This is a genomic window from Bradyrhizobium sp. CCBAU 45321 (assembly GCF_028128975.1).
GTDB lineage: Bacteria > Pseudomonadota > Alphaproteobacteria > Rhizobiales > Xanthobacteraceae > Bradyrhizobium > Bradyrhizobium yuanmingense.
In genome coordinates this window covers 34,484-57,082 of sequence record NZ_LFKZ01000122.1, presented here as the reverse complement: position 1 = coordinate 57,082, position 22,599 = coordinate 34,484, and the positions used below count along the sequence as shown (strand labels likewise).

At 65.3% G+C, this 22,599-nt stretch carries 18 protein-coding genes and 1 pseudogene; 10 read left to right on the top strand and 9 right to left on the bottom strand.

Annotated elements, in window-relative coordinates; genetic code table 11:
- The first annotated feature begins 11 nt into the window (after positions 1-11).
- The 5 genes from ACM43_RS18375 (at position 12) to tarD (ending at position 3,988) form a co-directional block, all read left to right on the top strand.
- The gene (locus ACM43_RS18375; RefSeq protein ID WP_036007354.1) at positions 12-269 is read left to right on the top strand and encodes a DUF6894 family protein; all 258 of its coding nucleotides are present in this window, start codon (positions 12-14) and stop codon (positions 267-269) included.
- 239 nt (positions 270-508) lie between these two features.
- Complete coding sequence (locus ACM43_RS18370; protein ID WP_271541933.1) at positions 509-1,909, top strand: amidase family protein; 1,401 nt, start codon at positions 509-511, stop codon at positions 1,907-1,909.
- A 2-nt stretch (positions 1,910-1,911) separates the two neighbouring features.
- On the top strand, positions 1,912-2,388 hold the full coding sequence (locus ACM43_RS18365; protein ID WP_157281731.1) for a glutathione peroxidase: 477 nt from the start codon (positions 1,912-1,914) through the stop codon (positions 2,386-2,388).
- A gap of 11 nt (positions 2,389-2,399) precedes the next feature.
- A complete protein-coding gene (locus ACM43_RS18360; RefSeq protein WP_036007363.1) occupies positions 2,400-2,642 on the top strand; it encodes a DUF3297 family protein in 243 nt (80 codons plus the stop codon).
- Between the two features lie 176 nt (positions 2,643-2,818).
- Positions 2,819-3,988 (top strand): D(-)-tartrate dehydratase, encoded by a 1,170-nt coding sequence (gene tarD / locus ACM43_RS18355; RefSeq protein WP_271541931.1) that lies wholly within the window; start codon positions 2,819-2,821, stop codon positions 3,986-3,988.
- A 228-nt stretch (positions 3,989-4,216) separates the two neighbouring features.
- Here the strand turns inward: tarD and ACM43_RS18350 are convergent, their stop codons facing one another.
- Together ACM43_RS18350 and ACM43_RS18345 are read right to left on the bottom strand one after the other, a co-directional pair.
- Positions 4,217-5,569: a malonyl-CoA decarboxylase gene (locus ACM43_RS18350; protein ID WP_271541929.1), complete on the bottom strand. Its 1,353-nt coding sequence runs from the start codon at positions 5,567-5,569 to the stop codon at positions 4,217-4,219.
- 226 nt (positions 5,570-5,795) lie between these two features.
- Positions 5,796-6,671 carry an AraC family transcriptional regulator gene (locus tag ACM43_RS18345; RefSeq protein WP_404543169.1) on the bottom strand — a complete coding sequence of 292 codons (876 nt, stop codon included), beginning with the start codon at positions 6,669-6,671 and terminating at the stop codon, positions 5,796-5,798.
- 51 nt (positions 6,672-6,722) lie between these two features.
- On the opposite strand from ACM43_RS18345, the gene ACM43_RS18340 reads away from it, so the two are divergent.
- Complete coding sequence (locus ACM43_RS18340) at positions 6,723-7,895, top strand: MFS transporter (RefSeq protein ID WP_271541925.1); 1,173 nt, start codon at positions 6,723-6,725, stop codon at positions 7,893-7,895.
- 267 nt (positions 7,896-8,162) lie between these two features.
- Here ACM43_RS18340 and ACM43_RS18335 read toward each other — a convergent pair whose 3' ends face one another.
- The 6 genes and pseudogenes from ACM43_RS18335 to ACM43_RS18310 all read right to left on the bottom strand — a co-directional run bounded on the left by ACM43_RS18335 (position 8,163) and on the right by ACM43_RS18310 (position 16,931).
- The gene (locus tag ACM43_RS18335) at positions 8,163-11,315 is read right to left on the bottom strand and encodes an efflux RND transporter permease subunit (protein ID WP_271541923.1); all 3,153 of its coding nucleotides are present in this window, start codon (positions 11,313-11,315) and stop codon (positions 8,163-8,165) included.
- A 12-nt stretch (positions 11,316-11,327) separates the two neighbouring features.
- Positions 11,328-12,524, bottom strand: a complete 1,197-nt coding sequence (locus ACM43_RS18330) for an efflux RND transporter periplasmic adaptor subunit (protein WP_271541921.1) — start codon at positions 12,522-12,524, stop codon at positions 11,328-11,330.
- Between the two features lie 176 nt (positions 12,525-12,700).
- The gene (locus ACM43_RS18325) at positions 12,701-13,681 is read right to left on the bottom strand and encodes an NAD-dependent epimerase/dehydratase family protein (RefSeq protein WP_271541920.1); all 981 of its coding nucleotides are present in this window, start codon (positions 13,679-13,681) and stop codon (positions 12,701-12,703) included.
- A 67-nt stretch (positions 13,682-13,748) separates the two neighbouring features.
- Positions 13,749-14,821: pseudogene (locus ACM43_RS18320) on the bottom strand (hypothetical protein).
- 70 nt (positions 14,822-14,891) lie between these two features.
- Positions 14,892-16,382: a flavin-containing monooxygenase gene (locus ACM43_RS18315; RefSeq protein WP_271541918.1), complete on the bottom strand. Its 1,491-nt coding sequence runs from the start codon at positions 16,380-16,382 to the stop codon at positions 14,892-14,894.
- Positions 16,383-16,481: 99 nt separating this feature from the next.
- On the bottom strand, positions 16,482-16,931 hold the full coding sequence (locus ACM43_RS18310) for a cupin domain-containing protein (protein WP_024339447.1): 450 nt from the start codon (positions 16,929-16,931) through the stop codon (positions 16,482-16,484).
- A 188-nt stretch (positions 16,932-17,119) separates the two neighbouring features.
- On the opposite strand from ACM43_RS18310, the gene ACM43_RS18305 reads away from it, so the two are divergent.
- The gene (locus ACM43_RS18305) at positions 17,120-18,145 is read left to right on the top strand and encodes an AraC family transcriptional regulator (protein WP_271541916.1); all 1,026 of its coding nucleotides are present in this window, start codon (positions 17,120-17,122) and stop codon (positions 18,143-18,145) included.
- A gap of 29 nt (positions 18,146-18,174) precedes the next feature.
- Here ACM43_RS18305 and ACM43_RS18300 read toward each other — a convergent pair whose 3' ends face one another.
- Complete coding sequence (locus ACM43_RS18300; protein WP_271541914.1) at positions 18,175-18,807, bottom strand: cupin domain-containing protein; 633 nt, start codon at positions 18,805-18,807, stop codon at positions 18,175-18,177.
- A 218-nt stretch (positions 18,808-19,025) separates the two neighbouring features.
- Here ACM43_RS18300 and ACM43_RS18295 point away from each other — a divergent pair, with 218 nt between their 5' ends.
- The 3 genes from ACM43_RS18295 to ACM43_RS18285 are packed head-to-tail and all read left to right on the top strand — an operon-like array spanning position 19,026 to position 22,572.
- Complete coding sequence (locus ACM43_RS18295; RefSeq protein ID WP_271541912.1) at positions 19,026-20,714, top strand: peptide ABC transporter substrate-binding protein; 1,689 nt, start codon at positions 19,026-19,028, stop codon at positions 20,712-20,714.
- Between the two features lie 27 nt (positions 20,715-20,741).
- Complete coding sequence (locus ACM43_RS18290) at positions 20,742-21,692, top strand: ABC transporter permease (protein ID WP_271541910.1); 951 nt, start codon at positions 20,742-20,744, stop codon at positions 21,690-21,692.
- Positions 21,693-21,696: 4 nt separating this feature from the next.
- On the top strand, positions 21,697-22,572 hold the full coding sequence (locus ACM43_RS18285; protein WP_057026066.1) for an ABC transporter permease: 876 nt from the start codon (positions 21,697-21,699) through the stop codon (positions 22,570-22,572).
- Positions 22,573-22,599: the final 27 nt, after the last annotated feature.

Sequence of the window (22,599 nt, the reverse complement as noted above, 5' to 3'; positions counted from 1 at the left end):
TTGGATCAGGCATGCCCAGATATTTCTTCAACACCCGCATCGGCGACGAACTGATTGTGGATCCTGACGGCGAGGACCTGCGCAACCCCGATCGCGCCTGGGAGGTCGCGCGCCAGATGATCCTCGAGGTCGTGAAGTCGGAAGGAACCCAGCCGGCGCTGCTGGAGGCCGTCATCGAGGTCACCGACGCCGACGGCGAGATCGTGCTGGAGTTTCCCTTCACCGAGGCGCTGCTCGACATGCCGGACCAGTCCGCCACGAGGCATTAGCCGGACCAGTCCGCGAGGTGGCAAGAGAGGCCCACCACTCCCTCCACGTCATTGCGAGCGTAGCGAAGCAATCCAGAATCCCGCCCCGGAGGCAGCTTGGATTGCTTCGTCGCAAGGGCTCCTCGCAATGACGGAGAATGAGGCAGCACCCGGGCCAAACCCGCCCTCCACCCCCGCGAAATCCGCATGGCTTTGCCGCGTTCCCGGCGCTAAAAGACGCCGGTCATACGGAGCAAGCCATGCAAGATCTCTGGCGCCTGTCGGCCGCCGACCTCGCCGCCCTCGTCAGGTCTAAAAAAGTGTCCGCCAGGGAGGCCGCCAAGGCGGGTCTCGCGCGGCTCGATGCCGTCAATCCCCAGCTCAACGCGGTGATCGACCACCGGCCGGACGACGTGCTCAAGCAGGCCGATGCCGTCGATGCCGCAATTGGGCGGGGCGAGGACCCCGGCGTCCTTGCCGGCGTGCCCGTCACCATCAAGGCCAATGTCGACCAGGAAGGCTTTGCCACCACCAACGGCCTCAAGCTGCAGCGCGACCTGATCGCGCGCGAGGACAATCCGGTGGTCGCCAATTTCCGGAAATCTGGCGCCATCCTGCTCGGCCGCACCAATTGCCCGGCCTTCTCCTATCGCTGGTTCACCACCAATCTCATCCACGGCGACACCAAGAACCCCCGGGATGCCTCGCTGACGCCCGGCGGCTCCTCCGGCGGCGCCGGCTCGGCGGTCGCGGCCGGCATCGGCCACATCGCGCACGGCACCGATATCGCCGGCTCGATCCGTTATCCCGCCTATGCCTGCGGCGTGCATGGTCTGCGCCCGACGCTCGGCCGCATTCCCGCCTTCAACCCGGCGCTGCCGGAGCGCCCGATCGGACCGCAGATCATGGCGGTGTCGGGCCCGCTGGCGCGCACGGTCAACGATTTGCGCATCTCGCTCGAAGCCATGTCGGCCCGCGACATCCGCGATCCCTGGTTCGTGCCGGTGCCGCTGCAGGGCCCGGCGCGGGACAAGCGCGCCGCGCTCTGCCTCAATCCGGGCGGCCTTGCCACCGCGCCGGAGGTGAAGGCCGCGGTGAGCGATGCCGGCAAGCGGTTGGAGCGCGCGGGCTGGACCGTCGATGTGATCGAGGACACGCCGCCGATGCGCGAGGCGGTCGAGTGGCAGATCAAGCTCTGGCTCGGCGACGGCTATGAGGCGCAGCTGGAGATGGCCGAGCGCGAGGGCGATCCCGGCGCACTGGCCTGCCTGCGCGGCAACCGCGCCAGGGTCACGCCGATGGATCAGGCCAATTACGCCAGGGCGCTGACCCGACGCGCCACGCTGACGCGCGACTGGATGCTGTTCTTCGAAAAATACGCCGTGCTGCTGACGCCGGTCTCCGGCGAATTGCCGTTCCCCGACCATCTCGACCGCAAGGACGAGGACTCCTTCAAGCGGGTCTGGGAAGCGCAGCTGCCGCAGATCGCGATTCCCTTCATGGGACTGCCGGGCCTCGTCGTCTCCACCGGTCTCGTCGGCAAGGCGCCGGTCGGCGTGCACATCGTCTCCGGCCGCTATCGCGAGGATCTGTGCCTGCTCGCGGGCGAGGCGATCGAGGCCGGCGGCGTGCCACCGTCGCCGATCGATCCCATGGGCTAGCGATGACTGATATCTACGACTTCAAGGCCAACTCGCTGGCCGGCGAGGAGGTCGCCCTGCGGCGTTTCGAGGGGCAGGTGCTCTTGATCGTCAACACCGCGAGCAAATGCGGCTTCACGCCGCAATATCGCGGCCTCGAGGATCTCCATCGCGACCTCTCGCCGCGCGGCTTCTCGGTGCTCGGCTTTCCCTGCAACCAGTTCGGCGCGCAGGAGCCGGGGCAGGCGAGCGAGATCCAGGAATTCTGCTCGACCCATTACGACGTCACCTTTCCCCTGTTCGAGAAGATCGACGTCAACGGGCCGAAGGCGCATCCTCTGTACGAGTACCTGAAACGCCAGCAATCCGGGCTTCTCGGCGCCGCCATCAAATGGAATTTCACCAAATTCCTGGTGAACCGTGAGGGCCGCGTGGTCGCGCGCTACGCGCCGACCGCCCGGCCCGAAGGATTGCGCAATCAAATCGAAACACTGTTGTGAGCGAGACAATCATGAGCGACGAATTTCCGGACCGCCTGTCGGTCGACCCGAACAGCCCCTATTACAACGCGGAGATCCTGTCGCGCGACGTCGGCATCCGCTTCAAGGGCATCGAGAAGACAAACGTCGAGGAGTACTGCATCAGCGAAGGCTGGGTCCGCGTCACCGCAGGGAACGCCAAGGATCGCCACGGCAACCCGCTGACCATCAAGGTGCACGGTCCGGTGGAGCCGTATTTCCGGGATAAGAAGTGACGGCGAAGCCGTCATTCCGGGATAAGACATAGTCTCGTATTTCGCCCACACTCTGTCGTCATGCCCGGGCTTGACCCGGGCATCCACGTCTTCAGACTTGCTCCGTGGCAAAGACGTGGATGGCCGGGTCAAGCCCGGCCATGACGAGCGGAGAGATCCAGCCAGGAAAACCGCCCATGTCCGTCCGCATCGTCGACGTCCGCGAAATTACAAAACCGATCTCCTCGCCGATCCGCAACGCCTATATCGACTTCACGAAGATGACGACCAGCCTCGTCGCCGTCGTCACCGATGTGGTCCGTGACGGCAAGCGCGTCGTCGGCTACGGCTTCAACTCCAACGGCCGCTACGGGCAGGGCGGCCTGATCCGCGAGCGTTTTGCTCCGCGCATCCTCGAAGCCGATCCGAAGTCGTTGCGCGATGAAGCCGGCGACAATCTCGACCCCGACAAGGTCTGGGCCGCGATGATGACCAACGAGAAGCCGGGCGGCCATGGCGAGCGCTCGGTCGCGGTCGGCACCATCGACATGGCGGTGTGGGACGCGGTGGCGAAGATCGCGGGCAAGCCGCTGTTCCGTTTGCTCGCCGAGCGTCACGGCGTCAAAGCCGATCCGCGCGTCTTCGTCTATGCGGCCGGCGGCTACTATTATCCCGGCAAGGATCTCTCGATGCTGCGGGCTGAGATGCGCGGCTATCTCGATCGCGGCTACAATGTCGTCAAGATGAAGATCGGCGGCGCTGATATCGACGAGGACCGCAGGCGCATCGAGGCGGTGCTGAAGGAGATCGGCAAGGACGCCCAGCTCGCCGTCGACGCCAACGGCCGCTTCAACCTGGAGACCGCCATCGCCTACGCCAAGATGCTGCGCGACTATCCCTTGTTCTGGTACGAGGAAGCCGGCGATCCTCTCGACTACGCGCTGCAGGCCGCGCTCGCGGAGTTCTATCCCGGCCCGATGGCGACCGGCGAAAACCTCTTCAGCCACCAGGACGCCCGCAACCTGATCCGCTACGGCGGCATGCGCCCCGATCGCGACTGGCTGCAATTCGATTGCGCGCTGTCCTATGGCCTGTGCGAATACCAGCGCACGCTGGAGGTGCTGAAGACCCACGGCTGGTCGCCGAGCCGCTGCATCCCGCATGGCGGCCACCAGATGTCGCTCAACATCGCCGCCGGCCTCGGCTTGGGCGGAAACGAAAGCTATCCCGACCTGTTCCAGCCCTATGGCGGCTTCCCCGACGGCGTGCGCGTCGAGAACGGCCACATCACCATGCCCGAGCTTGCAGGCATCGGCTTCGAAGGCAAGTCGGATCTGTACAAGGAAATGAAGGCGCTGGCGGAGTAGGCGCGCGCTTCGGAGTTCGAGGCGAGACGGCCGCGCCAACAACGGTGTCGTCCCCGCGAAGGCGGGGACCCATAACCCCAGGGAGGAGTCGTTTCGCGAAGCTAATAACTCCGAGTCCCCGTAACCACGAGCTCCTGTGGTTATGGGTCCCGGATCTGCGCTTCGCTCGAGACAACGCTACGCGTTGTCGGGAGCTGCGCTTGTCCGGGACGACGACCGAGTGTGTCCCTACGACAACCTCATATCCAGCAGCCTTCGCCCCTCGCCCTTCAGCAGCTTCTTCACTGCACTCGACGCCACGACCTCGCCGTCATTGGCGTAGGCCTCGTGGTTCTTCTCGATATCGTCGAGGCGGTAGAGGTAGTTGACCATGACGCCGGCGGACTCGCGCATTCCCTTGGGCGAGAGGTCGCCCAGCCAGTTGATGCGCTCCAGCCGCGCGCCGTTGCCGAGATGGAAGCGGGCGACGGAATCAATCAGCTTGCCTTTCGGCGTGCGCGCCTTGAGGAAATAGTGCGCCGCGAGCGGCTCCAGCACGGCGCGGAGCAGCGCCGCCGTCTCCGGGCTCTCGAACCATCTGGGATCGTCGAGGCGCCTCAGCACCTCGCGGTCCTCGTCCGACAGCGGCAGATCCTTGTCCTGCTTCACCCAGGCCATGAAGCCCGGCACCGGCGACAGCGTGACGAACGTGTCGAGCTTCGGCAGCTCGCGGCGCAGCTCTTCCACCACCTGCTTGATCAGGAAGCTGCCGAAGGAGATGCCGCCCAGGCCGCGCTGGGTGTTGGAGATCGAATAGAACACGGCGGTGCGCGCGCGCTCGATCGGCAGGTGCTGGCGGTCGACCGCGAGCAGGGGCTGGATCGCGCCGGGGATCGTCTCGGTCAGCGCCACCTCGACGAAGATCAAGGGCTCGTCCACCATCGCAGGATGGAAGAAGGCGTAGCAGCGCCGGTCGACCGGATCGATGCGGCGGCGCAGATCGTCCCAGTCCGAGATCTCGTGCACGGCCTCATAACGGATGATCTTTTCGAGGATGTTGGCCGGGGTCGACCAGTCGATCCTGCGCAGCACGAGAAACCCCCTGTTGAACCACGAAGAGAGAAGATGCGAGACGTCGCGGTCGAGCGCGGCGAGATCGGTGCGCCCGTTCATCATACCGAGCAGATCGGCGCGCATGTTGACGAGATCGCCGGTACCGCCGGGTGCGCGGTTGAGCCGCCGGATCAGCTCCTGCCGGCGCGGCTCTGAGGCGAAGTGCAGCGAGCTTGCGTCCTCGTCGCTGGGCGCGGCCCGCCATGTCTCGATCGCCTTGGACAGGCGCTCCCGGTCGGGACCGAAATCGCGCACCAAGCCCTCGAAGAAGGCGCGGCGTCCGGCCGCGTCCAGCTCCCCGTAGATGTCGAGCACCTCGCGCGCCATCGCGGTGCCCGAGGCTTCGCCCCGGCCCGACAGCAGCGCATCGCAGAGCTCGAGCAGTCCGTCGGCATCATGCTTGGTATCGGCGGCATCTCCCCGGCGAAGCAACGTGCGGCCGCGCTCGGAGATGGTGGCAAGCAGGTCGGAGAAGAAGGCGTTGGCCATCGGGGCTTTCGTATCAGGTCTGTGCGATGCGGCAAGCTTACACGGGATTTGGGTGCAAGCCGATCACAATCAAGCAGGCGAATGCGGCATCTTTCGTCGGGCCGTGCGTTTGGAGAATGAGGGCATGCCGGAACGGGTCGATGATATGCCGGGCAGTGCTCATTCCAAAACGCGCTGTCATGCCCCGGCTTGACCGGGGCATCCGGTACGCCGCAGCTTCTCAATTCTAGCCGAGCCGTCTCGGCGTACTGGGTCGCCCGGTCAAGCCGGGCGACGACACCGCGTGTGTTGCAAACTCCGTCGGCGTCCTACCCGTCACCTGGCGGAACGCGGCCGAGAACGCCGGCACGCTGGCATAGCCGAGCTGGGTCGCGAGCTGCTTCACCGAGACATTCGCATCCGTCGATAACCGCTCGATCGCCGCCGCAATCCTCGCGCGCTGGCACCAGCTCTTGAAGCTCAGCTGCGTCTCGCTCGAAAACAGCCGCGACAGCGTACGCCCGGAGGTTCCCACCTCGCGCGCTAGCGTGTCGATGTCGTGCAGGCCGGTGGGATCGTCGAGCACGATCATCGCGGCGCGGCGGCAGCGCGCCTCGCGCGGCAGCGGCACGAAAGTCGCGGAATCCTCGGCCTGGTGCAATTCAAGCATCACCAGGCGCACCAGGAGCTCGGTGCGTTCCTCGGTGTTGCGCCCGTCGAACAGCGCGAGGATCGCCTGATTGAGCAACGGCGACACCCGCACCACGAATTCCCTCGTCAGACCGTCATAGCGCTGCTCGCGCTTCAGCCAGGACAGGTCGAAATACAGCGTGCGCATCTCGATGTCGGCGAGCAGGTCAATGGCATGCTCGAGCCCGGCCGGCACCCAGACCGCGCGGTCCGGCGGCACCAGCCAGCGTCCGGCGGGCGTCGTCACCTGCATCGTGCCCTTTGCCGCATAGATCAGCTGCGACTCGCGGTGCATGTGCAGATCGATCCGCATCCCCTTGGGATAGTCGCGGGCGACCAGGTGCACGCCCGCGGGCGAGCGGTGGTTGCTCCGGACCTCCCGCAGCATTGGCGTTTCCAAGATTGGCCTTTCCACGACAGTCATTGGCAGCATCTCGTCATCGGGAGGACATATAACTCATTTCGGAGCAGGAGAGGATTCGGAATGAACAGCCCCAGCCGGGTCATCGGTTTCGTCAACGCAGGTCATTTCATCGACCATTATTCGATGCTGATCTTCGCAGCCGCCGTCATCATCATGGGTCCGGCGCTCGGCATGGCCTATTCGGAACTCTTGCCCTACGCGACGCCGGGCTTCGTCGCCTTCGGCGCCGGCTCGCTGCTCACCGGCTGGCTGGGCGATCGGTGGAGCCGCCGCCACATGATGCTGATCTTCTTCGTCGGCATCGGCCTTTCGATGATCGCGGTCGGCTTCGTGCAGACCCCCGTGCAGCTCGGCGCCGCGCTGCTCGCGATCGGCATCTTCGCCTCGATCTATCACCCCGTCGGCACCGCCATGATCGTGTCTTACGCCGACCGGCTCGGCCGCGAGATGGGCATCAACGGCGTCTGGGGCAATCTCGGCGTGGCCTCGTCGGCGCTGGTCACAGGCGTGATCGGCCAATATCTCGGCTGGCGCTTTGCGTTCATCGTTCCCGGCGCGGTCACCGTCCTGATCGGCATCACCTTCGCGCTGACCATCGTGCACGAGGACCGCAAGGGCTCGAAGCAGGCCGCGGCGCAGGCGCGGGTGGCCAGGCAGGACATGTGGCGCGTGATCCTGGCGCTCCTGATCGTGGTGATCGCGATCTCCACGACCTTCAACGCCGTCACCGTGGCGCTGCCAAAGCTGTTCGCCGAACGGCTCGCGGACCTGACCAAAAGCCCGGCGCTGTTAGGTGTCATCGCCGCCGGCGTCTACATGTTCGGCGCGATGACGCAGTACACGATCGGACGGCTGCTCGACCGCTATTCGCTGAAGACGGTGGCGCTGCCGCTGTCCTTCATGCTGGCGCCGTTCCTGTATCTCGCTGCGAGCCTGAACAATCTTCCGCTGATCCTGGTGTCGATCGGTATCGTCATGGGCGCGTTCGGGCAGGTCACGGTGAACGACGCCATGGTCGGCAAATACACGACGGAAGAGTGGCGTTCGCGCGCCTATGCCGTGCGCTATTTTGTCGGTTTCACCGCGGCCGGCGCCTCGGTCGGCCTCGTTGCCTGGCTCTACGAGCAGGGCGGCTTCGTCACCATGCTGCACGCCTTCGCCGCCCTTTGCCTGCTCGCCATCGCCGCCGCGCTGATCCTGCCGCGCGAGATCAGGACACCGCAGGCGGTGTGAGCCGAACTCTCTCCACCGTCATTGCGAGGAGCCCTTGCGACGAAGCAATCCAGACTGCCTCCGCGGAGGCGGTCTGGATTGCTTCGCTTCGCTCGCAATGACGGAGGATGAGGAGGCACCCTCGCCATGCCGCCTATGATGCCATTATGCCCCTGTTTTGCCCGACGGAGCAAGCCGGTTCGGTAAGACCGAAATTACGCCAACCTTTTCAACTCCATCCCTACTGTGCATGGGGTTGTTTTTCGCACTCTTTGTTTTGAGCGGAAGCTAAGTCTTCACCTCCGCCACCGCCTGCGGCTTCTTCTTCGACGCCCGCCAGTTCTCGAAGCGCTGCACCACCACGAAGAAGGCCGGCACGAACAGCACCGCAAGGCAGGTCGAGGCCAGCATGCCCGAGAACACCGTGATGCCGATCGACTTGCGCGCGCTGGCGCCGGCGCCGGTGGCGAGCACCAGCGGGACGACGCCGAGGATGAAGGCGAACGAGGTCATCAGGATCGGGCGGAAGCGGGCGCGCGCCGCCTCGATCGCGGATTCGATGATCGGCTTGCCGTCGCGGCCGTGCAGCTCGAGGCCGACCTCGACGATCAGGATGGCGTTCTTGGCCGAGAGCGCGATCAGGAGGATCAGGCCGATCTGGCAATAGAGGTTGTTGTCGATCTTGAGCGCGGAGAGGATCAGCATCGGTCCGAGCAGCGACAGCGGCACGGCGAGGATCACCGAGATCGGCGCGTACCAGCTCTCGTACTGGCCGGCGAGCACGAGATAGACCAGCAGCATGGCGAGCCCGAACACCCAGTAGATCTGGTTCGAGACCGCCTTCTCCTGATACGACATCGCGGTCCATTCATAGCCGGTGCCCGGCGGCAGCGTCTTGTCCGCGATCTCCTCCATCAGCTTCAGCGACTGGCCGGAGGAGTAGCCCTGCGCCGGTAGGCCGATCACGGTCGACGACGGATAGAGATTGTAGAGGCTGATCAGCGACGGCCCCGTGGCCGGCGTGATCTTGGCGACGGTGCCGAGCGGGATCATGTCGCCGTTCGAGTTGCGCACCTGCATGTTGGCGATGTCGCGCTCGGTGACGCGGAAGGCCGGATCGGCCTGGGTGTAGACCTGGAACACGCGGCCGAACTTGTTGAACTGGTTGACATAGGACGAGCCGAGATAGGTCGACAGCGCAGAGAACACTTGATCGGTGGTGACGTGCAGGGTCTGGGTCTTAATGCGGTCGATCTCGACGTTGAATTGCGGCACCGAGGAGCGGAACGAGGACTGCACGCGCTGCAGCGCGCTCTGGCTTTGAGCGTTGGTGACCATCGCGCCGGTGATCGCCTGCAGCTTGGCGAAATCGCTGTTGCCGTCGCGCAGCTCGACCTGCATCGAGAAGCCGGCGGCGTTGCCGATGCCCTGGATCGGGGGCGGCGGCAACACGATGGTGCGCGCCTCCATGATATCAGCGAGCTTGTCGTTCAGCCCGAAGACCAGCGAGCGCAGATCCTCGCCGGGCCCTTTACGGGCGTCCCAATCCTTCAGGATAATGTAGGCGACGCCGGCATTGGCGAGGCTGGCGCTGTTGTCGAGCGCGGAGATGCCGGCAATGGTGATGACCTGCGCCACGCCGGGCGTGTCCTTGATCAGCCCGCTTGCTTTGTCGAGCACGGCTTGCGTCCGCTCCAGCGCGGCGCCGTCGGGCAGCTGCACCGCGGCGATCAGATAGCCCTGGTCCTCGATCGGCAGGAAGCCGGTCGGCACCCGCGACAGGCCGTAGCCGCTGGCTGCGATGATCAGCAGCGCGAATGCGACCGAGATGGTGGCGTGCTTGACGAGAAACGTGATCAGCCGCGTGTAGCCGCGCTCGACGCGGTTGTAGACCGCATTGAAGCCCCGATAGAAGAAATTGCGTTGCTCCGGCGGCACCGCCGGCCGCAGCCACAGCGCGCATTGGGTCGGCTTCAAGGTCGCGGCGTTGATGGCGGAGAGCAGGGCGGTCGCGGCGATCACCAGCGCGAATTGCGAATAGATGCGTCCGGTCAGTCCTGCCAGGAACGAAGCCGGCAGGAATACCGAGATCAGCACCAGCGTGATGCCGACGATCGGCGCGAACAGCTGGTCCATCGCGCGGATCGCGGCGTCATGACCGTTCATGCCCTGCTCGATGTTGTGGGCAGCGCCCTCGACCACGACGATGGCGTCGTCGACCACGATGCCGATCGCAAGCACGATCGCGAACAGCGTCGACATGTTGATGGTGAAGCCGAGCGCCGCCATTGCCGCGAAGGCGCCGATGATGGTGACGGGCACGGTCGTCGCCGGCACCAGCATCGCACGCCAGTCCTGCAGGAAGATGAGGATCACGACCAGCACCAGCAGGCCAGCCTCGATCAGGGTCATGTAGACCTCGTGCACCGAGGCCTCGACGAACTTGGTGGTGTCGAACGGCGTGTCGTACTTGATGCCTTCGGGGAAGCGCTTGGCGAGCTCCGCCATCTTCTTCTCGACGGCCTGTTCGACCTGGAGCGCGTTGGCGCCCGGCGATTGGAATACGCCAATGCCGACCGCGGGTTGCTTGTTGAGCGAGAAGATCTGGCTGTAGGTCTGCGCGCCGAGCTCGACCCAGCCGACGTCGCGCACCCGCGTGACGTCGCCGCTCGTGCCGGTCTTGACGATGATGTTCTCGAACTGGCCGGCATCGTCGAGCCGTCCGTTGACGTTGAGCGTGTACTGGAACGCCTGTCCCGGCGGCGTCGGCGGTGCGCCGACCTGGCCGGCGGCGACCTGCTGGCTCTGCTGCTGGATTGCCTGGATCACGTCCTGCGGCACCAGGCCGCGAACCTGCAGCTTGTTGGGATCGAGCCAGATCCGCATCGAGTATTGCCCGGCGCCGAACACGGTGACGTTGCCGACGCCGGGCAGGCGCGAGAGCTCGTCGCGGATGTTGATGGTGGCGTAGTTGCTCAAGTAGAGGCTGTCGTATCGCGAATCGGGCGAGGTCAGCGTCACGAACAACAGGATCGAGGTCGACCGCTTCTGCACGGTGACGCCCTGGTTCTGCACGGCTTGCGGCAATTGCGACAATGCGCTGGAGACGCGGTTCTGCACCAGCACCTGCGCGAAGTTGAGGTCGGTGCCGATCTTGAAGGTCACGGTCAGCGTGTAGGTGCCGTCGGAGCCGCTGTAGGACTGCATGTACAGCATGTCCTCGACGCCGTTGACCTGCTGCTCGATCGGCAGCGCCACGGTGTCGATCACGGTCTTGGCGCTGGCGCCGGGATAGCGCGTGGTGACCTGCACGGTCGGCGGCACCACGTCGGGATATTGCGCGATGGCGAGATTGAACAGCGCAACGCCGCCGATCAGGATCATCAGGAGCGCGATGACGTTCGAGAGGACCGGCCGCTCGATGAAGAACTTTGAGATCATGGCTGGCAGCCCCTACTTGCTCGAGGCCTGCGTCTGCTCGATCTTCGTCACCTGCGGGTCGATCTTCTGGCCCGGGATGACGCGCAAGAGCCCCGCGGTCACGACCCGATCCTCTGGCTTCAGGCCGCTCTCGATCACGCGCAGGCCGTTATCGACCGGGCCGATCTGTACCTTGCGCTGCTCGACGACGTTGTCGTTGTTGACGACGAGGAGATAGCGGCCGCCCTGGTCGCTGCCGAGCGCGGTGTCGGGAACGAGCAGGGCGCTCTTCTCCTGGTCGAAGGGCACGCGGACCCGGACGAAATAGCCAGGCAGCAGCACCCGCTTGTCGTTGGGAACGAGGCCGCGCACGGCCAGCGTGCCGGTCGACTGGTTGAGGGTCGGCGAGACGTAGTCGAGCTTGCCCTCATGCGGGTAGCCGGTATCGGTCTGCAGCCCCACTTGAATCGGGAAGTGCTTCATGTCCGCGGGCGTCAGTCCGCGACGGGTCGCCTCGGCGCGGATGCGCAGCACGTCCTGCTCGTTGACGGTGAAGTTCACATAGATCGGGTCCATCGCGACGATGGTGGCGAGCTGGGTCGGCGAGGAGACGCCGACGAGCTCGCCGATCGAGACCATGTGCGCGCTGACGATGCCGTCAAACGGTGCCGTGACCTTGGTGTAGCCGTAATTGACCTCGGCCAGCTTGGTGTTGGCCTGGGCCTGCTGCAGATTGGCCTGGGCGTTGTCGCGGTTCGAGGTCGAGGTGTCGAGCGTGGCTTGCGAGACGGCCTGGCGCTGCACCAGCTCGGCCTGTCGCTTGTAGTCGGCCTCCGCCTGCCGGAGCGAAGCCTGCGCGCCGACTTCGGCCGCCTGCGCCTGCTCGAGCTTGAGCTTGTAGGTCTCAGGCTCGATCGTGAACAGCTGGGTGCCCTGCTTGACGAACGTGCCGTCCTGATAATCGATCGTTTGCAGAAAGCCCTGCACGCGCGCGACGAGATCGACGCTCTTGATCGGTGCCGTGTTGCCGGTCGCCTCGATGTAGCGCGTCACCGGACGCTGCACCGGCGTCGCGACGTCGACCTTGGGCGGCGGCGGCGCCACGAACGTGTTCTTGTCCTCGCAGCCGGCGAGCACAGCCAATGCCGCGGTTGCGGCGAGTGCCCGACCGATATGTTTCCTCGCTGCTCCATTGCGTCGTGCGGGAGATGCGGGATTGGCGCGCGTCATTCGGTGGTCCCCGATTGCTGTCTGTCGGTGCGGCAGGCTACCAACAAATGGGCAGTCGTGGAACACCATAGCCATGGCGGTCACGGACCTTGCACAGCAAACGGCTGTGTGGCTTTTGACAGAATTTGTCACGACAAGGCGCTTTTTCACCCGGCGAACGATCGGCCCGTCCGCACCTAGGGCTGGCGCGCATGCCACGCCGCGAGCACATCCTTCTCGTCTTCGGCAGTGAGACCGACGACTGGCCCGTTGTTGGCGCGGAGCCAATGAAGCGTATCGCGCGCGGTGTCTCCCGGCGGTCGCGAGGTCAAGCCGGCCGCGCGCGCGGGCGAGGTATCGCGCGTCAGGAAGCCGGCGTAGTCCGGCAATGGCAGCCACATCGGCAAGGACCGCGGGCCCGCCCAACGCCTGACGTCATGCGCTTCCAGAAAGTCGCGATCGACCCAGGTGAAGGTGCAGGAAGCGTTCAGCGCGGCTGCGCATTCGCTCAGGAATCCGCCGCGCGTGCGGATCGGCCCAATCCCGTCATAGATGCCCGTGAGATCGGTCTCTGCCGCATGCACGATCCATTGCGCGAGATCGCGCACGTCGATGAACTGGACCGCATCCTCCGGCGATCCCGGCGCCAGCACCTCGCCGCCGCGCGCAAGCCGCGCCGGCCAGTAGGCGAACCGTCCGGTCGGGTCCTCAGGCCCTGCGATCAGTCCGGCGCGGCAGATGAAGGCGTCATCGCCGACCGCTTGTTCGCAGGCCACCTTGGCGGCGCCGTAGATCGCCTCGGTGCTGTGCTCGATCTCTCCCGCAACAGGCTCGCGCAGCGGCGCGGAGTCGGCGCGTTGCCCCGGGATGCGGTTGTCCGCATAAACGCTGATCGTCGAGACGAAGGTCCAATGCACGCCCGGCCGCTTTAGCGCGGCGACTGCGCGACGGACCTGGCCAGGATGACGCGAGACATCGACCACGGCGTCGAATGTCTCACCCGCGAGTGGCGCAAGTCCGTCGGCCACGTCGCGGTCGATCCGCAGGAAGCGGGCGCCCGCGGCAATCGGCCCTGCGAGGCCGCGAGCGGCGCAGGTCACGTCATGCCCGCCAGCGCAGGCATGGCTTGCGATCGCCCGGCCGAGAAACTGGCTGCCGCCGAGAACGAGAATGCGCATGGAAAGGTCCGCGTGATCGATGCCACCGCGAGACTACAACCTGCGCTGGCAGTTGCAACCCGCTTCCTCAGCGTGCCCTGATCTCCGCGTATTTCGCCATGCCTTCTCGAACTTCCGGTTGAACAGCCACATCGCGGCGAAGATCTCGCGATAGCTTGCCGAGGTTCGCGCCCGGTCGGCCTGTCCGAACGCGAAAATGCTGTTGTTGCGCAGGTACCTCATGATCCTGGGGCTGGACACCCGGTAGTTCAGGAGATCGCCCGATCTCAGCGCGGACCGCGTCGGGGTGGGAACGATCTGGATCAGTTGAAACAGCTTCATCTGGTCGATCGTATCAGGCAGCGTCTTCGCGATTCCCGGGATCTCACGAAACAGATCGGCGTGCGCGTTCATCAGGCCGTTGCGCACGTTGGTCCAGTGGTTGAAGCGCTGATCGGTGCCGCGGGCGCGCGCCTCTTCCTTGTCGTCGCGCGCGCTCAGGTGCGGATCGATCGCGGCGATGTCGCTCTTGATGGCCTCCCATTTCCGCCGGCCGTTGCGGTCTTCGGAGGGGCCGGTCTGGAAGCTGCCCATATAGGTGTTCGAGCGTGCATTGCGGACATTCTGCTTGCCGTTGGTCTCCGCAAAGAACAGCCCGAGGCTGATGCGCCCGGCAGCTTCGGCATGCTCGGGGGCGAGGCCCTTGGCGCGCGCAATTACAACGGCGAGATCGACGACGTCCTCGAACGGCGTCGGCGAGCTCTGCGCGCTGGCAGGCGGCGCCTCCATGATGTCGAACAGCTTGCCGTATTCCTCGACCAGCGGCTCGATGTCGGCATCGAAATAGGCCGGAGGAATCTCGAACTTGTTGGGCCGGCCGATCCGCGACGGCATGACGTCGGTGAGGTCCTTGTAGCTGCTGATCACAGCGACGCGCGTGAGATAGAGCGCCTGTCCCGGCAGGTTCGGCAGCGGCTCCTTCGCCTCGATCTGGCGCCGCCGCTCGGCGAGAATGGATTTGAAGCCGCCGAGCGCGCGCTCGTAAGCCGCGAGCGCCTCCGATTGCTGTGGCGTCGGCGCCGCCTCCTGCGCAGCGGCGGGTGCCGCGCCGAAGAAGGCAGCAGCCGCAAATGCTACGGCAGCAAGTCGTCTCGATCCCATGGCTGGTTCCCGTCGATTCGATGGCCAGCGAGATCGTAGACGTCGGAGGCGAGCCGCCGCAATTCTCCTTTCACGCCGCCCGGTAGTCCGGCGCCGTCGCCAGGAACTTGGCGTAAGCATCCGCATCCGGCGGCTGGAAGCGTCCCGCAAGTCCGCCGCGCTTCTGCTGCTTGGCACCGATGTCGGCCATCAGCTCGTCGAAATGGCGGTAGTGATAGGGGGCGACGCAGAGGCCGCCATAGACGCCCGCGGCCGGCCGCTCGACGCGCTTGAAGTGCAGCATCATCTCGATGTTGTCGCGCATCGTCTGGGCCGTCGGCTGGTTGGCGAGCTGGCCGTCGGCATAACGCACCAGCCAGTTCGCCGCGAGGTCGGCGCAGAGCACGGTGCAGAACGAGGAGTTGAAGCCGACGAAGCCGAGCTCGGGCAGATCCGGATTGGCGATCAGGCGATAGAGCCGGTACTGCCCGTCGGTATCGACCAGTTTCTGCCGGTAGGCTTCGGGCAGGAACGGCACGCCGAGCTTGTAGCCGATCGCGAGCACGGCGACGTCGGCGCCCACGCGCTCGCCGCCACTCATCACGATGCTGTCGCCCTCATAATGGTCGAACGTGCCGAACACGGCCTTGATGCGGCCGTCGGCAACCATCGGGTAGAAGCCCGGCGTTGCGATGGGCACCGAGCAGTTGACGCCGTCCTCGATCCGCTCCTTCGGCACCATCTTGCAGCGGCCGAGCTTGAGCTGCGCCTTCAGCAGGCTCTCCAGCCCGCGCCAGTTCGCCCAGACCAGCGGCGCGGCGATGCGGTGCGCGAGCCGCCCCATCGCGCTGATGCCCCAGCCCGGAAACATGTCCTCCTGCGCGCGGATGTAGAGGATGCGCTTGAAGTTCACGAGACCGCCGATGAAATAGGGAATGCGCCAGACCGGCTCACGCATCACGATGGTGACCTCGCGCGCGCCTGACTTCACCGCATTCACGGCGATGTCGGTTGCGGACTTCGAACCGCCGAGCACGACGACGCGGCGTCCCTTCGCCAGTGTCGGATCGCCGTATGTCGACGAGTGCAGGATCTGGCTGCCCTGCGCCAGAAAGCCGTCCTCGCCGGGGCAATGCAGCTCGCGCGGCTCGTTGAACTGCCCGGTGCAGACCGCAACGAAATCGAAATCCTCGTTCGTGGTCGTGCCGTTCTTGTCCTTCAAGGCAAGCGTCCATCCCAGTCTGCCGTCGGCGCGGCGCGCCATGCCGGCAACTTCGGTGTTGAGCCGCAGCATGCGCTCGAGGCCAAAACTCTTGGCATAATCGGCGAGGTAGGCGTGGACCTGCGGCCCGGTCGGCCATTCCGGATAGGCCTCCGGCATGGCGCGGTCGGTGTAGCGGTAGAGCTCCTTCGGGCTCTGGGTCTGCACCTCGGGGTAGGAGCGCGCCGGCTCCCAGACGCCGCCGAGATCCGAGCTGCGCTCGACGATGGTGACGCGGTGGCCTCGGATGGAGAATGCTTTCGCGGCGGCAAGGCCGGAGACGCCGGCGCCGATCACGCAGACATGTTTTGGGCTGACCATGGGATTGCTCGATGTGTTTGGCGCGCAAGCGGCCGCGTTCGGCCGCAAGGCACGGCCGGCCGGACTGCAAGCAAATAGAAGCGGAGGAAGCGGCGACGGCTAGTCGTTGGCCTCGGGCGGCAGGAAGTCGACTTCATGCAGCGCCGAGATGCGCACGACCTCGGCCGGGTCGGTCAGATTGTGCAGCTGGTTGAACAGCGCCTCCAGCTTCTGCATCGGTGAGACCCAGAACAGCGCGCGGCACGGCTTGTCAGACTTGTTGAAATAGCCGTGCGGGATGCCGCGTGGCATGCGCACGAGGTCGCCGGCATGGGCCTTGACCCATTGACCGTCGAGCTTGAGATCGAGCGTGCCTTCCTGCACCAGGATGAACTCGTCCTGGGTCGGATGGATATGCACCGGCACGAACTGGCCGGGATCGCTGTTGGTCTCGAACGCGAAGGTGGAATCGGTGACGGCCTTGGGGAAATAGACCTGGCCAAGGATGTTCCAGCTCTTGCCGCCGTAGCCTGTGCCGTTCGCGGTGATGCCCTTTTCGAGTGCAGTCATGGCTTGCTCCTCATGGATTCCGGCGGGGACGGAGCATCGGCCGAGGACGGACCGCCTGTCTATCCGCTAAACGAATCCGGATGAACCTATTGCCATGCAGCACGACGAATTTGCGAGCTACGGCCCTTTTCGCCCCCGCGGAACTATTCTAGGCTTAAAGGAATTCCGGGCGCGAAGCATGGTCGACGATGTCCGCAGCCGAGCTGGAAATGAGCGCAACAGCCTCTGCAGCCGAACGGCTTGCGGCCTTCGCCCGCGTCACCACGGATGACGTCGACGAGGCGGCCGAGCAGATCGGACGCATCTTCTGCCCGCACGATCTCAAGCCGACGCAGGCACGGGCGGCCGGCTTCTCGGCCCGGCACAATTGCGCGGCCTTCGATGGCTTCTCCATCAACTACGTCGCCTATGGCGGATCGGTCAGCATCGATCCGGGCTGCCTGGAGCGCTTCTTCCTGGTGCAGGTCCCGCTCGCGGGCAGCGCCCGCATTCGTGCCGGTCGTCGCGAGCTTGAGGCGGCGCCGGGCCGGATCGCGTCGCTGTTGTCGCCGACGATTCCGACCCGGATGATGTGGAGCGATTGCGCACAGGCGATCCTGCTGCTCGACCGCCGCATGGTCGAGCAGCGCGCCGCGGCCTTGTCGGGCAGGGCGACCGGGGTGGTCGAGTTCGATCCGGTGATCGAGCTGGATGCGCCGTCCGGGTGGGCTCTGCAGGCCAGGCTCGCCGACCTGATGACACTCGCCGAGCGCCTCGGGCCATCAGGCCGGCTGTCGCCGGCCGCGATGGCCGATTGGCGCGAAGCGCTGCTCGATCATCTGCTCAACCGGCAGCGGCATGGCCTGTCGGATGCGATTGAAACGTTCTCGGGGCAGGCCGAGCGTTTGCCGCGCGCCTTGCGCGCCGCGCGCGATTACCTTGCCGACCATGCCGGCGAGCCGCTCGATCTTGCGCAGCTCGCCTGCGCTTCAGGCATCGGCATCCGCGCACTGCAGCTCGGCTTCCGCCGTCACTTCGGCGCGTCGATCTCGCAGATGCTGCTCGACATGCGCCTTGCAGGCCTTAACGCGCGCCTCGCGCAAGCCGCTCCCGATGTCTCCATCACCGAGATCGCCTTCGATCTCGGCTTCACCCATCTCGGCCGCATGGCCGGCGCCTACCGCGAGAAATTCGGCGAGACGCCGTCAGCCACGCTGCGGCGAAGGATGAGCTAGATCCGTCTCGCCAGACCTTGATGCCGGACTCAACCCGCCGGCGAGTCGGTCTGGCGCAGCGTCGTCACCCAGATCACGCGCGCCACCTGCTGGGTAGGGTTGTCGAACATGTGCGGCACGATGCTCGGAAAACGAAAGCTGTCGCCGGCTTCCAGCACATGGGCCTGGTTGTCGAGCCACAGCCGCAGGCTGCCCGAGAGGATGTAGCCCGCCTTCTCGCCGGTGTGCTGCAGGAAGTCGGTGCCGGAGGAGGCGCCGGGGTTGAGCGTGAGCTCGTAGAGCTCGAGCTGGCCCTTGCCTTCCGGCGTCAGCGCTTCCTTGACGACGCCGCTGGCGGTGAGCCGCAGCAGTCGCCGGTTGGTCTTGCGCACGATGTAGCGTTGCCCGTCGGCGGGGTCGCTGCTCTCGAAGAAATAGGAGATGGGGACGTCGAGCGCGATGCCGAGCAGGCGCAGCGTGCGGATCGACGGCATCGCGCGTGCGCGTTCGAGCTGGCTGATCATGCCGGTGGACAGGCCGGTCTTGTTGGCGACGTCCTGGATCGAGAGGCCGGCGCGCTGCCGCAGCAGCCGCACGGTTTCGCCCAGGCGCTGGTCGACCGCATCGTCAGCTTCGATCGTGGAAGCGTCCTTGGTGCCGTTGGTATCGCCGCGACCATCCATGTCGCTCTCCCATGCATCATCTCAGCCTCGGGTATCGAGCCCCGTGGCTTTAGTCAGAGTGAAAACCTGGTGCATTCTAGCAATGCGATTGACAGCTGTATTTAGTCGTGATGAACTTTTGCTACAAAAATTTAGAAGCACTAAAGCCCACTCCTGTCCCTTTGCCGGGGTCTCGGGGGCGCGGGAGACGGTGCCGCGTGCGGAACGGAGAGTGAGTCATGGCGGACGACACCGGCAAGTTCGGCGTTGGGGCAGGGCATCTCGGCATTCCGAATCGCCGTCAATTCTTCCAGCTCGGCGCGGGCGCAGCCGCAGGCTGGACGCTTTCAGGGAACGCCTTCGCACAGACCGAACGTCCCTCTAATCCGCCGGACAAGCCGCGCGGGCAGGTGATCGCGGCGCTGTCGCAGGAGCCGACCGTCTTTCATCCCTTGATGCCGGGCATCGAGGTTGACCAGGGCGTCTGGTGGCAGGTGTTCTCGCCGCTCTGGTACATCGAGCCCGACGGGAAATTCGTTCCCGACCTCGCCCGCGAAGTCCCGACCATCGAGAATGGCGGCCTCTCGGCCGACGGCCTGACCTGGAAGATCAAGCTGCGCAGCGACGTGAAATGGCACGACGGCACGCCGTTCACGGCCGAGGACGTCAAGTTCTCGCTCGAGCTGATCAACAATCCCGATTTCCGCGTCCGCAACCGCGTCGGCCACAGCCTCGTCAAGGACATCAAGGTCGTCGCGCCCGACGAGATCCACTGGCGAATGGAGGCTCCCTATTCGCCATACATGTCGATTCTCTCGCTCACCTTCATCGTGCCCAAGCATATCCTCGAGAAAGTGTCCGATCCGAATTCCTCGCCGTTCCACAACGCACCCATCGGTACCGGGCCGTTCCGCTGGGCCGAGCGCGTGCCGGGCGCCCACATCCAGCTGAATGCCCATACCGGTTATCATGGCAAAGGACCTTACGTCGAACGCGTCGTTTTCAAATACATTCCGGACCTGACCGTTCTCTACACCCAGTTCCGCACCGGCCAGGTCGACTACACCGGCCTGCAGGGCATCCTGCCGAACTTCGTGCAGGAGGCGAAGACGCTGAAGGGTCGCAAGATCTTCGTCTCCTCGACCTCTTCGGTGGAACACATCGCGCCCAATCTGGAATTCGGGCCCTTTGCCGATCGCACCGTGCGCGAGGCGCTCTATCTCGCCATCAACAAGCAGGCGATCATCGACGCGCTTAATTACGGCCTGCCGACGCCGACCGAGAGCTTCGTGCCGCAGCAGGCCTGGTCGTTCCAGCAGGGCCTGCCGCAGCACAAATACGATCCTGCCAAGGCCAACGCGCTGCTCGACGCCGCGGGCTGGGTTCGCGGCTCCGGCGGCATTCGCGAGAAGGGCGGCGTCAAGCTCGAATTCACCAACTCGACGACATCGGGCAATGCCGTCCGCGAGCAGACCCAGCAGCTCCTGATCCAGGACTGGCGCGCGATCGGCGCTGCGATGCGCGTCAACAACATGCCGGCGGCGGTGATCTGGGGCGAGTTCTGGCAGCAGTCGAAGTTCAACTCGGTGCTGGTGTCGGTGAACTTCATGCTCGGCAGCGACCCCGACGTGACGCCGCGCTTCGGCTCCGGCGCCATTCCCGCCAAAGGCGGCCGCGGCTTCAACACCTATCAGTACAGAAGCCCGGAGGCGGATCGTCTGCTCGCTGAAGGCGCCAAGCAGTTCGAACTCGCCCAGCGCAAGACCACATATGGCGACCTGCAGAAGCTGATCCGCAACGATTTTGCGATCCTGCCGCTGTTCCAGGGCTTCATTGCGGAGGGGGTGAAGGAGGGGCTGCAAGGCTTCCGTCCCAACATCAACACCTCGATCAATTGCTGGAACATCCGCGAATGGTATTGGGCCTGATGTCTCGGGCTGGTCGGATCGCCTGAGATGGCCCGCTACGTCGTCAATCGCCTGGCACAGGCGATCATGCTGCTGGTGATCGTCTCGGGAATCGGCTTCGCCATCCTGCATCTGGCGCCCGGCGGGCCGCTGTCGCAGTTTGCCGTCTCAAGCCATATGACCCAGGAGGATCTCGACCGCGTCACCAGGCAGCTCGGCCTCGATCGGCCGTTGCCGGTCCAATATCTCGACTGGTTCGGCCGCATGGTGCGGGGTGATTGGGGCAAGTCGTATCGCGACGGCGAGGCGGTGCTGTCGGTGATCTCCTCGCATCTCGGCGCCACGCTGGAGCTGATGGCGACGGCGACGATCATCGCGGTGCTGCTCGGCTGCTGGATCGGCATCCTCGGCGCGCTACGCCGCTACTCGCTGTTCGATACGCTCGCCACCGTTGGCGCCATGATCGCGCTGTCGATCCCGACCTTCTGGTTCGGCCTCGTCACCATCTACGTCTTCTCCGTCAAGCTCGGCTGGCTGCCGGCGGGCAATCGGCACACCATTGGCGACGGCTCCTTCCTCGACCTGCTGCATCATCTGATCGCGCCGGCCATGGTGCTGGCGCTGGTCGAGACCGCGATGTGGGGCCGCTTCATGCGCTCCTCGATGCTCGAGGTCATCAATCAGGACTACATCCGCACCGCACGCGCCAAGGGCATGCCGGAATGGCGCATCCTCACCGTGCATGCGCTGCGCAACGCGCTGCTGCCGATGATCACGGTCGCCGGCCTGCAGTTTCCGACGCTGCTCGGCGGCGCGCTGGTGGCGGAGACCGTATTCACCTGGCCGGGCATGGGCCGCCTGTTCCTGGATTCGATCGGTTACCGCGACTATCCCGTGGTGATGGGCATCCTGATGTTCTCGGCAACGATGGTGCTGATCGGCTCGCTCATCGCCGACATCCTCTATGCCGTCGTCGATCCGCGCATCCGGGTGGGCTGAAGCGATGGCGACCGCAGCCCTCTCCACCGTTCAGCTCGCGCCCGGCCAGGCCGCGTGGCGGCGCTTCCGCCGGCATCGGCTGGCCCTCGCGGGCGCATTGATCATCCTCGTCCTCGTGCTCGGTTCGGCGTTCGGTCCCTATCTGCTGCCGTTCGACGACACCTACATCGACATCATGAAGCGGTTCGCGCCGCCGCTCTCCGGCGCGCACATCCTCGGCACCGACGAGCTCGGCCGCGACGTGCTGGCACGGTTGATGATGGGCGGGCGGGTCTCGCTTTCGATCGGCATCGTCGCGATGGTGATCGCGATGGCGGTCGGGATCGTCGTTGGCGCCTTTGCCGGGTTCTATGGCGGCGCGGTCGGTGCGGTTCTGATGCGGCTGGTCGATGCCGTGCTGTGCTTTCCGACCATCTTCCTGCTGCTGGCGCTCGCAGCGCTCACCGAGCCCGGCCTCGTCACCACCACCGTGCTGATCGCGGCGACGGCCTGGATGGCGGTGGCGCGCGTGGTCGAGGCCCAGGTGCGCTCGTTGCGTGAGCGGGAATTTGCAGTCGCCGCGCTCGCCTTCGGCTCCTCGAACCTGCGCATCATGTTCCGCGAGCTCGTGCCCAACGCGATCGCGCCGATCGTCGTTGCCGCGACGCTCAACGTCGCCAAGGCGATCCTGCTCGAATCCTATGTCAGCTATCTCGGCTACGGCATCCAGCCGCCGGCGGCGAGCTGGGGCAACATGCTCAACAATGCGCAGATATATCTGACCAGCGCGCCCTGGCTCGCGATCGCGCCGGGCGTCGCCATCACGCTCGCGGTGACCAGCTTCAACTTTCTCGGTGACGGCCTGCGCGATGCGCTCGATCCGCGAATGAACATCCCGTGACGCGCAAGACCTCTGACGCGCAAGAGC

What these genes read in the sequence shown, in the direction of transcription:
- ACM43_RS18300 (WP_271541914.1), bottom strand. Translation starts at nt 18,807, where the DNA reads ATGGATGGTCGCGGCGATACCAACGGCACCAAGGACGCTTCCACGATC.
- ACM43_RS18290 (WP_271541910.1), top strand. Translation starts at nt 20,742, where the DNA reads ATGGCCCGCTACGTCGTCAATCGCCTGGCACAGGCGATCATGCTGCTG.
- ACM43_RS18350 (WP_271541929.1), bottom strand. Translation starts at nt 5,569, where the DNA reads ATGGCCAACGCCTTCTTCTCCGACCTGCTTGCCACCATCTCCGAGCGC.
- ACM43_RS18295 (WP_271541912.1), top strand. Translation starts at nt 19,026, where the DNA reads ATGGCGGACGACACCGGCAAGTTCGGCGTTGGGGCAGGGCATCTCGGC.
- ACM43_RS18375 (WP_036007354.1), top strand. Translation starts at nt 12, where the DNA reads ATGCCCAGATATTTCTTCAACACCCGCATCGGCGACGAACTGATTGTG.
- ACM43_RS18365 (WP_157281731.1), top strand. Translation starts at nt 1,912, where the DNA reads ATGACTGATATCTACGACTTCAAGGCCAACTCGCTGGCCGGCGAGGAG.
- ACM43_RS18335 (WP_271541923.1), bottom strand. Translation starts at nt 11,315, where the DNA reads ATGATCTCAAAGTTCTTCATCGAGCGGCCGGTCCTCTCGAACGTCATC.
- ACM43_RS18330 (WP_271541921.1), bottom strand. Translation starts at nt 12,524, where the DNA reads ATGACGCGCGCCAATCCCGCATCTCCCGCACGACGCAATGGAGCAGCG.
- ACM43_RS18325 (WP_271541920.1), bottom strand. Translation starts at nt 13,681, where the DNA reads ATGCGCATTCTCGTTCTCGGCGGCAGCCAGTTTCTCGGCCGGGCGATC.
- ACM43_RS18315 (WP_271541918.1), bottom strand. Translation starts at nt 16,382, where the DNA reads ATGGTCAGCCCAAAACATGTCTGCGTGATCGGCGCCGGCGTCTCCGGC.
- ACM43_RS18360 (WP_036007363.1), top strand. Translation starts at nt 2,400, where the DNA reads ATGAGCGACGAATTTCCGGACCGCCTGTCGGTCGACCCGAACAGCCCC.
- ACM43_RS18370 (WP_271541933.1), top strand. Translation starts at nt 509, where the DNA reads ATGCAAGATCTCTGGCGCCTGTCGGCCGCCGACCTCGCCGCCCTCGTC.
- ACM43_RS18310 (WP_024339447.1), bottom strand. Translation starts at nt 16,931, where the DNA reads ATGACTGCACTCGAAAAGGGCATCACCGCGAACGGCACAGGCTACGGC.
- ACM43_RS18305 (WP_271541916.1), top strand. Translation starts at nt 17,120, where the DNA reads ATGTCCGCAGCCGAGCTGGAAATGAGCGCAACAGCCTCTGCAGCCGAA.
- ACM43_RS18340 (WP_271541925.1), top strand. Translation starts at nt 6,723, where the DNA reads ATGAACAGCCCCAGCCGGGTCATCGGTTTCGTCAACGCAGGTCATTTC.
- ACM43_RS18285 (WP_057026066.1), top strand. Translation starts at nt 21,697, where the DNA reads ATGGCGACCGCAGCCCTCTCCACCGTTCAGCTCGCGCCCGGCCAGGCC.
- tarD (WP_271541931.1), top strand. Translation starts at nt 2,819, where the DNA reads ATGTCCGTCCGCATCGTCGACGTCCGCGAAATTACAAAACCGATCTCC.
- ACM43_RS18345 (WP_404543169.1), bottom strand. Translation starts at nt 6,671, where the DNA reads ATGCTGCCAATGACTGTCGTGGAAAGGCCAATCTTGGAAACGCCAATG.